Genomic DNA, 12,864 nt, shown 5'->3' with positions numbered 1-12,864 from the left:
CAACTTTTATATAAAAGTAAAAGAATTATCAAGAAAGGGTTATGACTTCATTCATCATAACCCTCTTATCTATTGAACTTTATCAATTGAATATAAAATATTACCTTCTTGCCCATCAGCTCTGTTATGACCTGAAGCATCTAATTGATGACAGGCAAATAATTCTATGCCATGGAAAACAGTTGGTACATGATCATCTTTCCCTGCTAAAATCAAATCACAGCAAGCAATCACATTATCTAATAATGCTTTTTCAGATACAAATGTCCCATGATTACGATAAACGTAATCATAATCATCTTCAAAAGTCTTTAAATATATCAAACTTTTTCGATATTCAGATACACATGATGAATATTCATCAAACAATAAAACGCCAACGCCACATGCATCTCCAAAAATCACAGTTCTCTCTTCTAAAATAAGGGGACACATCATACCTAGAGTATGTCCTTTCACCAGAATCATTTGAATCGTGATGTCACCAAGATCAAAAGTATCCTGATTGGTAATATCTTGAATATCTCCCTGATATGTCAAAACAAAATCATCCTCGTCTATTGGCACATCACTATGTTGCTTAGTATCAGTAATACGAAAAGCCATATCACCATGTTTTTGAAAAACAGGTAAATCTGCATGATTCATATAAACCTCTTCAAACAAACCAGCTCCACCCATATGATCAAGATGGCCATGAGTTAAAATGACAAATATAGGAAGAGTTGTTATTTGAGCAACATATTCTCGTAAATTACCAATCCCATTACAAGTATCTAATAAGCAGGCTTTTTGACTCCCAATAACCAAATAACAACACACACCCGTAATATCAGTAATGCGATATAAATGTTCAGATAACTTTTCATGTGTAAAATATTTCATAAATTCACCTACGCTAAACTTTCATCTAATTTCATAAACCACATCACAACAAAACCAATAACAACACTTGCAACAAGTGAAATAGCTAAAATAATATAATTTGAGTTAGGTCCGCCTAAAAATGCAGTTAATCCATAAATACCATTAGATGGTGTACATACATATGCTTTTAAACCTAATAACCCAGTTACTACACCAGCAATAAATCCAGAAGCAATGCCAGCATATAGTGGTGTCTTATAAGGAATATTTAAACCATATAACATAGGTTCCCCTACACCACCAAATAACCATGTAATAAAATAACCAAAAGTTAATGATTTTTTCTTTTTATCTTTAAATTTCCATAAACAGCAAAGTGTCACACCTGCACCAGCCCAGCTACAAGCTAAAATAGCTGGCATAATAAAAGCATCATAACCAATCATTGGGAAAGTCATAAACAAGAATGCCATTAAAACATTATGCATACCTGTCAAAACTAATAATGAGAAAGTGGCTCCAACAATACCAACCGCAAGTGGTCCAGCAATATCATATAAACCGATAATTCCCTGACAGATATATTGTCCTAAAAAAGCACCTAATGGGCCAAATAAACATAATTCTAAAGGTAACATAATAAACAATGTTCCTAATGGAATACCAAAGACTTTTAAGACATCTGGTGTATACTTTTTAAAGAAACGTTCTACATAAGATGCAATCCAGATTGTTAATATAATTGGAATAATAGATGATGTATAATTCTGTACTGATGCTGGAATTCCATAAACATCAAACTTTGTTCCATCTGTTGCCATCTGAATTAATGTTGGATGAATCAGAATGGCTCCTAAAAACATTCCCATCAATTCATTCATTCCAAATTTTTTAGCTGCTGTATATCCTACATAAATAGGAATAAAGTATAATCCCGCATCTCCTACAAAAGTAAATAAAACATATAAACTATCACTTTCTGTTAAAACTCCTAATAATTGTGGACCCAAAACTGCAACAATTGCTTTAGCAATCCCCATACACAATAAGACTGGAATCATTGGTGTCATACAACCAGCCAATGTTCCCATCACTTCATTAATATAATACTTCCAATCTTTTTTCACAGGTTCACTGACTTTTTCATCAACCTTAATATCACTCTGTTTGACTGGTAAAAGTTGCATTACTTCATCATATAAATCTGTGACTGTTGGACCAATAATCAATTGTAACTGCCCACCTTTATAGACAACTCCCATGACTTCATCCATTGCTTTTAATTCATCTTGATTGGCTTTTTCAATATCATTTAAAATCAATCTTAATCTTGTCATACAGTGTGTAACAGATTTAATATTTTCTCCTCCACCCACTTTTGACAAAATCGCTACTGCTAATTCTTTATGACTCATCTTTTTTCTCCTCCACTTTAATATAGTTATTAAAATAAAGGTCTAGCCAGCCGTACTGTCACTATCCAGTTTAAGATACTGCCCACCTCCTTTCTATTCATCAATACTTATTAATCTGTTAATTTAATAACATGAACTAATAAATATAAGATTTCTCCTTCCAATGGTTCCTCATATTTCATAGATACATATTCTAAAATGTGCATAACACATTGATATTGTTTAGGGTATTCTTTTTTTAATGTATTCAATAATGTTTGACTTTTCTCTGATTTCATATGTTGTTTGTTCATTATTCTTTCAAAGAAAACTCTCAAATGCATAATAAAACGTGTATATTCCAATCCATCTTTATCAATTGTTAAAGCAAAATCACTTTCTACAATATCATAGATATCATCAATCATTCCTGTTAGTTCAATAACATCTCTAAAATTAGCATTAATTTGTGCATTAACAATATGTAATGCAATAAAACTGGCCTCATCATCATCTAACTTCACATCAAAAGTTTTTCTAATCATCTCAACAACCAACAATCCTGCCTGATATTCTTGTCGATATAATCTTTTCACATCCCAAAGCAATGTATTGTCAAAAACAATTCCCATTTGAATTCTTTCTAATAAATTAAAAATATGATCTGTTAAAGTTACATAAATCTTATCACTTAATTCTTTATCAACATGCTGTTTAATGACATCAATCATCGCTTCACAGGCGGTGATACAATCATCAGGAATATTCACTAGAATTTCCTGATAACGTCGATTTGTATCTTGATTATCAATGACAAATATTTTATCAATCTTCTTTTCATCAATGCTGTCACCATTTTTCTTTTGGAAAGCAATTCCTTTTCCCTTCACAATAATTTCTTCATTGTTCTTATCTAAACTCATAACAGCATTGTTATTGAGTACCCTCTTAATTATCATATCATCACCTATTCTATTTCTAGTAATACATCATGAACAGCGATTTCATCTTGCGTTGTCTTAATCATCTTCTGATATTGTGATGTATTTGTCAAAATAACCATAATATCCGGCTCATATCCTGCTTGTATCACCTTATTGAGATCAAATTGAATTAATAAATCACCACATTTGACTTTATCACCTTGTTTAACAAATGCCACAAAACCATCCCCATTCATTTCTACAGTATCAATTCCAATATGAATAAGAATTTCAATCCCTAAAGTTGTCTTTATCCCAATTGCATGATGAGTTGGAAATAACATTGTCACTTCTCCATCAGCTGGAGCATAAACGCATCCATCACAAGACATAATCGCTATACCATCACCCATCATTTTTTGTGAAAAAGCTTCATCACTCACTTCTTCAATATTTTTTGTACGCCCATTTGCAACACTATACAATTTCATAAATTTCCTCCTTCATGTAAAAAGACCTGATTGCATAATTAAAAATAATTATGTAATCAGGTCTTGCTTAACTTAATAATTACAATACTGAACTACTGGATATAAAATAGCATATTTTGACAAAATTGTAAAGGCTTTCTTATACAATTTTACAAACTTCTTTATTTTTCTTCTAACACATCATCTTGAAATTGTGCATTATAAAGTTTTTGATAAAATCCCTGTTGTGCTATTAACTGTTCGTGGGTTCCCTTTTCTATTAAATAACCATCTTTAATCACAAGAATTAAATCCGCATTACGAATTGTAGACAAACGATGAGCAATCACAAAACTTGTACGTCCCTGCATCACTTTTTGCATTGCATCCTGTAACATATGCTCTAAACGTGTATCAACCGATGAAGTGGCTTCGTCTAAAATCATAATTGGTGGATTTTTCAAAATTGCACGAGCAATTGTTAATAACTGTTTTTCACCCTGCGATATATTATTTGCCTCTTCATTGACAATCATATCATAGCCTTCTGGCAATGTTCGAATAAAGTGATCAACATTCGCTTGTTTAGCAGCCTCAATCACTTCATCACGACGGGCATCTATCCGTCCATAACGAATATTATCATAAATCGTTCCATGAAATAACCATGTATCTTGTAAAACCATACCAAAAATAGAACGAAGTTTCTCTCTTGGCATGTCTTTAATATCTACTCCATCTATCCGAATACTACCAGAAGTTGGATCATAAAATCGCATCAGTAAACTAATTAATGTTGTTTTTCCTGAACCTGTTGGGCCTACAACAGCAACCATTTGACCACTTTTAATATCGACATCTAAATCATGGAGAACTTCTTTATCATGGTAACCAAAACAAACATGATCTAATTCAACATGGCCAATCACACTCTCAAGTTCATGTACTTTTTCTATTGGCGGTTCTTCTTTTTCATTCAAAACCTCAAAAATACGATGGGTTGCAGCAAATGCTGACTGAATCTGCGAAGATAAATTACTGACTTGAGATATAGGGTCATTGACTTGCCAAATATATCTCACAAAAGCTTGTAGTTCACCAATCAATAATTGACCTTGAATAGCATAAAGACTCCCTACAAAACCAATTGTTCCTATAATAATATAGGTTACCAAAGAAATACAAGGTGAGATAATGGATGACATGAACTGAGCTTTAAAAGCATGATGACAAAGATTATCATTAATCTTTTTAAATTGATGAATTGACTGCTGTTGTTTATTAAACAACAATATTTCATTATATCCTGTATACATTTCTGTAATTGCGCCATTGAGTTCACCTAAAGCATCTTGTTGAGCCTGAAATTGTCGTTGTGAACGTTTCACAATGAATCGTGTAATCAGCAAAGCTGATGGAATAATGAATAAAACAATACATGTCATAACAACGTTGATATTAAACATCATGACAATTGCTAATGTTAGCATCAAAACACCTCGGATAAGTTCTGTTAGTGTTTGTTGTAAGGCATTTGATAATGTATCAACATCATTTGTAATACGACTTAAAATATCACCAAATTGATGAGTATCAAAATAACTGACAGGTAATTGACGAATTTTATCTTGAAGAGCATTACGTAAATCATGCATTGCACTTTGAATAGAATTTGTAAGTGTAATTGTTGTGATGGATTGAGACAAGGTTTTTAATAAATACAAACCAATCAAAACACCAATAATTTGAATGACTTTATCAAATTCAACTGTAGCTTGTGGGACATGATTAGCAATATCAGTCGCATTTTTCATTAGCAAAGAAGTAATCATTCCTTCTACCATAGGAGAAACAGACAATGCAAAACATGTCACTACAACCATAAACATAGCTAAAAAGAAGCCCCATTTGTAAGGTGAAATAAATGGTGAGAGTTGTTGAATAGAGGTCTTAAAAGTTTGCCATTTCTTATTCATAACGCAATTCCTCCTCACTTAACTGTGATAAAGCAATCTCATGATAAATTGAACATGTCTTTAAGAGTTCTTGATGTGTTCCTTGACCAATAATGCGCCCCTCATCTAACACAATAATACGATCAGCATCCATAATTGTTGAAATTCGTTGAGCAACAATCAGTACAATTGAATGTTTTGTTTCTTGTTTAAGGGCAAATCTCAGTGCAGCATCTGTTTTAAAATCTAATGCTGAAAAAGAATCATCAAAAATATAGATTTCTGGCTTTTTAATGATTGCTCGGGCAATACTTAAACGCTGACGCTGTCCACCAGAAACGTTTGTTGCACTTTCAGTAATCATTTCATCAAAACCTTGTGGTTTTTCCATAATGAAATCATAACTTTGTGCAACAGTAGCTGCATGTTTTAATTCATCTAATGATGCATCAGATTTCCCATATCTTAAATTATCTGCAATTGTTCCAGTAAATAACATCGCTTTTTGGGGAATAAAACCTATTTTATTCCTTAATGCTTCCATTGAATAATCTTGAATATCCATACCATCAATCATAATTTTTCCAACTGTAATATCATAAAAACGGGGAATCAAGTTAATCAATGTACTTTTACCAGAACCTGTACTTCCTATAAAAGCAACAGTTTCTCCCTCTTTTGCCTGAAAGGAAATATCTTTTAAGACGGGAATTTCACTATCCGGATAAGCAAATGTTACATGTTCAAAAGAGATTGAATGTTGGCTCACCTCAGGCACATCTAAGCAATCGACATCCTGAATATGACTTTTGGTTGTTAAAACTTCCTGAATACGCTTAGCTGAAACGGCTGCACGTGGATACATGACAAACACACTACAAAAAAGCATCATAGAAAACATAGCATGGAATAAATAATCCTGAAAAGCCACAAGTTTTCCAACTTGCAAAGAACCAGTATTAATCATTTGACTGGCAACAAAAAAGATCAGTAAAGTTGCTATATTCATTAATAAATAAAAGACGGGTTGCGTTAATGTCATTAATTTAAATATGTTTTTTGTATACTTTGTAAAGACATCATTAGTTTCATTAAAACGTTGTTGTTCATATTGATCATTACCAAAGGCACGAATCACTTTTAAACCAGATAAATTTTCACGAGATATACGATTCAATTGGTCTAATGAAGTTTGTTGTTTTTGAGACATTGGTTCAGAAACCTTAGCAACAATAATGACTCCAATAACAACTATTGGTAATGTTGCAGCAATAATGAGAGATAGTTCTAAAGATGTCTTTAATGTCATAACAAAGCTAATAACGACCATAACAGGTGTTAATAAAGCTGTTCTTAATATAACATTAATAAACATTTGGATTTGAAAAGCATCATTATTCGTACGTGTAATTAAAGATGAAATGCCAAAACGATTAAATTCATAAGGAGAAAAAGTTTGTACTTTTGTAAAAATATCATTACGAATATCTTTTGTAATTGATGTAGATATTTTCGCACAACAATATCCTAATAAAATCGTTCCAGCAACACCTAATAATGAAATAAAAATGGCAAAAAACCACATAGAATATAAATAGTTTTGATTTTGGGTTGAAACTCCATAATCAATCATATTGGCAATAATTGTTGGCAGACCTAATTCAACCAAAGCAAAACCAAAAACAGATATCATATTCAATATAAGTAACTTTTTATATCTTTTTAAATAATGTAATATCAGTTTCATATAGGTCTCCTTTCTTTTGACATATTCTCATGTTACACTATAGGGTAACACGATAGTCAATACTTTTTCATCATATTTGAAAAGGTCCAAACGGACCTTTTCTTATCTTGTTTTGTCTGCAATTTGTTTTAAAACCATTGCCACAAATTCATCAAGTGAAACAGTTGTTTGTTTTTGTTCCCCGTATTGACGATAAGTCACTGTTCTTTCATCTCTTTCCTTATCTCCTAATACTAACTGATAAGGAATCTTTTTCATCTGTGCTTCACGAATACGATAACCTAATTTTTCTTCACGATCATCTAACTCTACACGTATTCCTTTAGCTTCTAATAATTGATAAACTTCCTTAGAATACTCTAAATGATATTCATTTTTAACTGGAATCACTTTTACTTGAGTTGGTGCTAACCATAATGGGAAAGCTCCAGCAAAATGTTCAATCAAAATACCAATAAATCTTTCAATAGATCCAAAGATAACTCTATGTAACATAACCGGTCTCACTTTTTCACCATTATGATCTACATAAGTTAAATCAAATCTTTCAGGTAAATTCATATCTAACTGAATTGTTCCACATTGCCAAACTCTTCCTAAAGAATCTTTCACATGGAAATCTAATTTTGGACCATAGAAAGCACCATCTCCAGGATTAATTTTGTAATCCTTACCAGCAGCCTTACATGCAGCTGCTAAAGCAGCCTCACTCTTATCCCATATTTCAATTTCACCAATATATTTTTCTTCTGGTCTTGTAGATAATTCAATTTCATATGGTAATCCCAAGTTTGTATAAACACGATCAATAAATGCAATCAATCTTACAACTTCACTTTCAATCTGATCTGGTGTCATAAAGATATGAGCATCATCTTGAGTAAAAGTACGAACTCTAAATAAGCCATTTAAAGCTCCACTAGCTTCATGTCTATGAACCTGACCAAGTTCTCCCATTCGAAGTGGTAAGTCTTTATATGAATGTAAACCGTTCTTATAGACTAACATACTACCAGGACAATTCATTGGTTTAATTGCAAATTCACGATCATCAACATAACTTGTATACATATTTTCTTTATAATTATACCAATGTCCTGAAACTTCCCATAATTCTTTAGACATCATGATTGGTGTTTTAATAAATTCATAGCCTTCTTTAGCATGTTCTTCATACCAGTATTGTTCTAGTGTATTTCTTAATAACATTCCATGTGGTAAGAAAAAAGGCATTCCAGGAGCATATTCACTCATCATAAATAAATCTAATTCTCTTCCTAATTTTTTATGATCTCTTTTCTTTGCTTCTTCTAAGAAATCTAAATGTTCCTGTAACTCTTCTGGTGTTGGGAAACAAACACCATAAATTCTTTGTAATACTTTGTTGTTCTTATCACCTTTCCAATAAGCACCAGAATGTTTTAATAACTTAAAATTCTTACATTGTTTTACAGTTTCAACATGTGGTCCTCGACATAAATCTACAAAATCTCCTTGACGATAACAAGTAATCTGACCATCTTCTAACCCACCAATCAAATCAATTTTATAAGGATCATCCTGAAACATTTCTAAAGCTTCTGCTTTAGAAATTTCAACTCTCACAATACGTTTACCATCCTTACAAATCTTTTTCATTTCTTTTTCAATCTTTGGTAAATCCTCATCAGTAATCACTTGATCACCTAAATCAATATCATAATAAAATCCTTCACTTACCACAGGTCCAACCCAAAATTTAGCCTCTGGATATAAATGTTTGACTGCTTGTGCCATCACATGGGCACAAGAATGATTCAAAGTATTTAAAACATCTTCATTTTTAAAATCTCTCATCTTTCTTTCCTCCAATTTCATCTTTATTTCTATTTTTCAATGGTTTTCTTTTGATGTTATATACTCATCTTATAACAGGTGACAAAACCTGTCCATATTATCCATTGTTGCTTCATTTTTATGAGATAATCATAAGAATCATGATAAATATGACTATTTGTTTTACAAAAGAGTGTTGTCAGTGTAATTTTTAAATCAGTATGCTGTTTTTCTTTTATCATTTGTTCACACACCATGACTTCCTCCTTTCATAAAAAAAAGAGATTTCATCCAAAGGACGAAATCTCGTGGTACCACCTTTATTCATTATCTTACGATAACCTCTAAGTCTTAACGCGACAACACGACATTCTCTTTCGAGTGTAGCTATTAGGGAGTATTTCTATATATCCTGGAAAACTTTCACCAGCCGTTTTCTCTCTTAACAAGATGCTTATAGAAACATATCCTAAATCATTGCTTGTAGCATTATTTTACATCATTATCCGATTTTGTCAAGTCATCTGCGTTTTTCTCACGTGCATTTTCATAATACTCTATAATTTCTGCAAAACCATAAATAATAAGTGCAAATAGAAAAGACATAAAACATGACCACAGCATCATAATCATTGATTCAACACCCATCAATTCGCCTGTATTTAAATAAGATGTACTAATCGCAATATGATATGCCTCTCTGCCTATATTTCCAATCAAGAAAATATATGCACATACCTTCAAAATTTTTGATATTTTATTTAACATATATCTCCTCCATTAATATGACAATAACATAAAATATAATGAAAATGTTTTAATTTTCTAATTTAGAAACAACTTCTTTATGATTCAAAATTTCAAAACGTTCAATAACTTTACTTATCGCATAGATCAATAAAGATACAATAAAATACATAATGATACTATTAATAATTCCCAAAACTGTTTCCATAAGTAAATCACTTGGACTTCCTAGTTCAATAAATCGATTTATCTCACGTACACACGTTCTCAATAAATTGACAATAAAGAAGACATAAGCTGATATTTTAATTTTATAGGATGTATGATTAAACATAACTTCACCTCAAAAATAGAATACCATAAAAATGTGTAAAAGTTATGAAAAAATCAGATTTTTTTCGTTTTTAATTTCACAAAGTCATATTATCAATATATTTACATATGTAAGTATATTTTTTTAAAGAAAAAGTAGGAATAAATCCTACTTTACATTGACTAATTGTAAATAACTTGTTGTTCCTTTAATACCTGGTGTTCCTCCAGTTACTAAAATTGTTTCACCAGCATTAATACCATTTTCTTTAGCAATAACTTCTGCTAAATTTAATAAACCTTCAGTTGTTTCCATTTGTTTACAAGAAACAGCTTTAACACCCCAGTTTAATGCTAATTTTCTTAATGTATCATCAATTGGTGTTGCCGCAATAATTGGGCATTCTGGTCTATATCTTGACATTTTCTTAGCAGTAAATCCTGATTCAGTGAAAGCAACAATTGCAGCAACGTTGAATTTTGTTGCAATTTCAGCAACTGACATACAAATAGCCTCTGATGCATCATCAGTTGCAGTTCTGACTGCTTTTCTATGTAATGAAGCATAATCTAAAGTTGATTCAGTCTTTAAAGCAATCTTGTTCATAACCATAACTGCTTCTTCAGGATATTTCCCTTGTGCAGATTCACCAGATAACATAATTGCATCAGTACCATCATAAATAGCATTTGCAACGTCACTAACTTCAGCACGAGTTGGTCTAGGATTTTCTTGCATAGATTCTAACATTTGAGTTGCAGTAATAACAACTTTTCCAGCTTCTTTACATTTTGTAATTAATTGTTTTTGGATTAATGGTACATCTTCAGCAGGAACTTCAACACCTAAGTCTCCACGAGCAACCATGATTCCATCAGCAACTTTTATAATATCATCCATTTTTTCAACACCTTCGCTGTTTTCAATTTTAGCGATGATTTGAATTTCAGGTTTTCCATTTTCAACAAGAATTTTCTTAATGTCTAAAACATCCTGTGGACGACGAACGAATGATGCTGCAATAAAATCAACATTTTCTTTACATCCAAATTCAATATCAGCTCTATCTTTTTCAGATACGAACTCAAATCCTAATTCAATACCTGGTACATTAATACCACGTTTATTTTTTACTTTACCATCATTTGCACAAACACAAACAATATCAGTTCCTTCCACATGATCAACTAATAATTCAACTTGACCATCATTAACCAAAATAAATCCACCAGGTTTAACATCTTTATATAAATCTTTATAAGTAATAGTAAAACGGTCTGATGTCCCAACGATGTCTTCTACACAAATTGTAGAAACTTGTCCTTTTTTAAATTCAGTTACGCCACCTTCGAAATCCCCAGTACGAATTTCAGGTCCTTTCGTATCTAAAAGAATTGCACAATGAGTTCCAAGTTCAGCATTTACATCACGCATAGTTTGCATTTTTGCTCCATGTTCTTCATAATCACCATGAGAAAAATTACAACGCATCACGTTCATTCCAGCTAAAACTAATTTCTTTAACATCTTTGGACTTTCAGATGCAGGTCCGATTGTACAAACAATCTTCGTCTTTTTCATTTTTTCTTTCATACTTTACTTTATCTCCTATACCCTCATATTTATATTAACGAAGTTTTAATACATCTTCGTAAATACCTTGATTGACTTTACGTTTATGACCTAAGACTTCTTCAATAGGTAAACCTACAATTTCACCTCTTACATCACTGACACATAATCCACCTTTTCCTTCTTCAAGCAATTCAACAGCTTTAATACCCATACGTGTAGCTAAAACACGATCTCTTGCAGTTGGACTTCCACCTCTTTGCATATGTCCTAAAACATTAGCACGTGTTTCAAATCCAGTCGCTTCTTCAATACGTTTTGCAAGTTCATGAACATCTGTAATATGTTCAGTAATAACAACCAAAGCATGTTTTTTATCTGAAGCTTTTGAACGTTTTAAAGTTTCAATAATCTCTTCTTGATTAAATCCACTTTCACTTGTTACAATCATTTCAGCTCCACAAGAAAGACCAGCATGAACGGCTAAATCTCCACATCTTCTTCCCATAACTTCAAGAATTGTACATCTTTGATGAGAACTTGAAGTATCTCTTAATTTATCTAAAGCATCTACAATTGTATTTAATGCAGTATCAAATCCAATTGTAAATTCTGTATCAGGAATATCATTATCAATTGTTCCAGGAATACCAATACAATTAATTCCCATTTCTGTTAATTTTAATGCACCATTATAACTTCCATCGCCACCAATAACAACCAAAGCTTCCATTCCTACTTTTTTCATTTGTTCAATGGCTTCAAGTCTCACAGCAGGATCTTTAAACTCTGGAAAACGAGCTGATTTTAAGAAAGTCCCACCAATATTAATAATATTACGTGTACTATGACTATCAAATTCCATAAAATCTCCATCATGCAATCCTTTATAGCCTAATCTTACACCATAAACTTTGATTCCTTTATTTAAACAAGTTCTTGTTACAGCACGAATCGCTGCATTCATTCCAGGAGCATCTCCACCTGAAGTTAGCACTCCAATACATTTCACCATAATTCTTCTCCTCTCACTTCATAGCAATTTGATTTTATCATAAAAC

Annotated in this window: 12 protein-coding genes and 1 other annotated feature; all 12 genes read right to left on the bottom strand. The window is 31.9% G+C overall.

All coding sequences use genetic code 11. From position 1 onward, the window contains the following. Positions 1-69: 69 nt before the first annotated feature. Positions 70-885, bottom strand: a complete 816-nt coding sequence (locus BN1865_RS05780; RefSeq protein WP_050636307.1) for an MBL fold metallo-hydrolase — start codon at positions 883-885, stop codon at positions 70-72. An 8-nt stretch (positions 886-893) separates the two neighbouring features. After that, a complete protein-coding gene (locus tag BN1865_RS05775; RefSeq protein WP_050636306.1) occupies positions 894-2,282 on the bottom strand; it encodes a PTS transporter subunit EIIC in 1,389 nt (462 codons plus the stop codon). 110 nt (positions 2,283-2,392) lie between these two features. Next, positions 2,393-3,220 (bottom strand): BglG family transcription antiterminator LicT, encoded by an 828-nt coding sequence (gene licT, locus BN1865_RS05770; RefSeq protein ID WP_050636305.1) that lies wholly within the window; start codon positions 3,218-3,220, stop codon positions 2,393-2,395. A gap of 8 nt (positions 3,221-3,228) precedes the next feature. After that, positions 3,229-3,675: a PTS sugar transporter subunit IIA gene (locus BN1865_RS05765; protein ID WP_050636304.1), complete on the bottom strand. Its 447-nt coding sequence runs from the start codon at positions 3,673-3,675 to the stop codon at positions 3,229-3,231. Positions 3,676-3,836: 161 nt separating this feature from the next. Then, complete coding sequence (locus BN1865_RS05760) at positions 3,837-5,630, bottom strand: ABC transporter ATP-binding protein (RefSeq protein ID WP_050636303.1); 1,794 nt, start codon at positions 5,628-5,630, stop codon at positions 3,837-3,839. Then, on the bottom strand, positions 5,623-7,356 hold the full coding sequence (locus BN1865_RS05755) for an ABC transporter ATP-binding protein (protein ID WP_050636302.1): 1,734 nt from the start codon (positions 7,354-7,356) through the stop codon (positions 5,623-5,625). The genes BN1865_RS05760 and BN1865_RS05755 overlap by 8 nt, the downstream gene beginning before the upstream one ends. Before the next feature lie 102 nt (positions 7,357-7,458). Beyond that, positions 7,459-9,192 (bottom strand): threonine--tRNA ligase, encoded by a 1,734-nt coding sequence (gene thrS, locus BN1865_RS05750; RefSeq protein WP_050636301.1) that lies wholly within the window; start codon positions 9,190-9,192, stop codon positions 7,459-7,461. 56 nt (positions 9,193-9,248) lie between these two features. Then, entirely contained in the window at positions 9,249-9,428 is a 180-nt protein-coding gene (locus BN1865_RS05745; RefSeq protein WP_050636300.1) for a hypothetical protein, read from the bottom strand. A 34-nt stretch (positions 9,429-9,462) separates the two neighbouring features. Next, positions 9,463-9,658 (bottom strand) — a binding site (T-box leader). A 2-nt stretch (positions 9,659-9,660) separates the two neighbouring features. After that, positions 9,661-9,939, bottom strand: a complete 279-nt coding sequence (locus BN1865_RS05740; RefSeq protein WP_050636299.1) for a hypothetical protein — start codon at positions 9,937-9,939, stop codon at positions 9,661-9,663. A gap of 49 nt (positions 9,940-9,988) precedes the next feature. After that, a complete protein-coding gene (locus tag BN1865_RS05735; protein WP_050636298.1) occupies positions 9,989-10,252 on the bottom strand; it encodes a hypothetical protein in 264 nt (87 codons plus the stop codon). Between the two features lie 147 nt (positions 10,253-10,399). Continuing rightward, on the bottom strand, positions 10,400-11,824 hold the full coding sequence (pyk, locus tag BN1865_RS05730; protein WP_050636297.1) for a pyruvate kinase: 1,425 nt from the start codon (positions 11,822-11,824) through the stop codon (positions 10,400-10,402). A 34-nt stretch (positions 11,825-11,858) separates the two neighbouring features. Then, positions 11,859-12,818, bottom strand: a complete 960-nt coding sequence (gene pfkA / locus BN1865_RS05725) for a 6-phosphofructokinase (protein ID WP_050636296.1) — start codon at positions 12,816-12,818, stop codon at positions 11,859-11,861. Positions 12,819-12,864 lie beyond the last annotated feature (46 nt).

Source organism: Candidatus Stoquefichus sp. SB1 (assembly GCF_001244545.1).
Classification (GTDB): domain Bacteria; phylum Bacillota_I; class Bacilli_A; order Erysipelotrichales; family Coprobacillaceae; genus Stoquefichus.
Note: the sequence above shows the minus strand (reverse complement) of the source record. Positions and strands in the feature narration are given on the sequence as shown.

What these genes read in the sequence shown, in the direction of transcription:
- BN1865_RS05780 (WP_050636307.1), bottom strand. Translation starts at nt 885, where the DNA reads ATGAAATATTTTACACATGAAAAGTTATCTGAACATTTATATCGCATT.
- BN1865_RS05775 (WP_050636306.1), bottom strand. Translation starts at nt 2,282, where the DNA reads ATGAGTCATAAAGAATTAGCAGTAGCGATTTTGTCAAAAGTGGGTGGA.
- licT (WP_050636305.1), bottom strand. Translation starts at nt 3,220, where the DNA reads ATGATAATTAAGAGGGTACTCAATAACAATGCTGTTATGAGTTTAGAT.
- BN1865_RS05765 (WP_050636304.1), bottom strand. Translation starts at nt 3,675, where the DNA reads ATGAAATTGTATAGTGTTGCAAATGGGCGTACAAAAAATATTGAAGAA.
- BN1865_RS05760 (WP_050636303.1), bottom strand. Translation starts at nt 5,630, where the DNA reads ATGAATAAGAAATGGCAAACTTTTAAGACCTCTATTCAACAACTCTCA.
- BN1865_RS05755 (WP_050636302.1), bottom strand. Translation starts at nt 7,356, where the DNA reads ATGAAACTGATATTACATTATTTAAAAAGATATAAAAAGTTACTTATA.
- thrS (WP_050636301.1), bottom strand. Translation starts at nt 9,192, where the DNA reads ATGAGAGATTTTAAAAATGAAGATGTTTTAAATACTTTGAATCATTCT.
- BN1865_RS05745 (WP_050636300.1), bottom strand. Translation starts at nt 9,428, where the DNA reads ATGGTGTGTGAACAAATGATAAAAGAAAAACAGCATACTGATTTAAAA.
- BN1865_RS05740 (WP_050636299.1), bottom strand. Translation starts at nt 9,939, where the DNA reads ATGTTAAATAAAATATCAAAAATTTTGAAGGTATGTGCATATATTTTC.
- BN1865_RS05735 (WP_050636298.1), bottom strand. Translation starts at nt 10,252, where the DNA reads ATGTTTAATCATACATCCTATAAAATTAAAATATCAGCTTATGTCTTC.
- pyk (WP_050636297.1), bottom strand. Translation starts at nt 11,824, where the DNA reads ATGAAAGAAAAAATGAAAAAGACGAAGATTGTTTGTACAATCGGACCT.
- pfkA (WP_050636296.1), bottom strand. Translation starts at nt 12,818, where the DNA reads ATGGTGAAATGTATTGGAGTGCTAACTTCAGGTGGAGATGCTCCTGGA.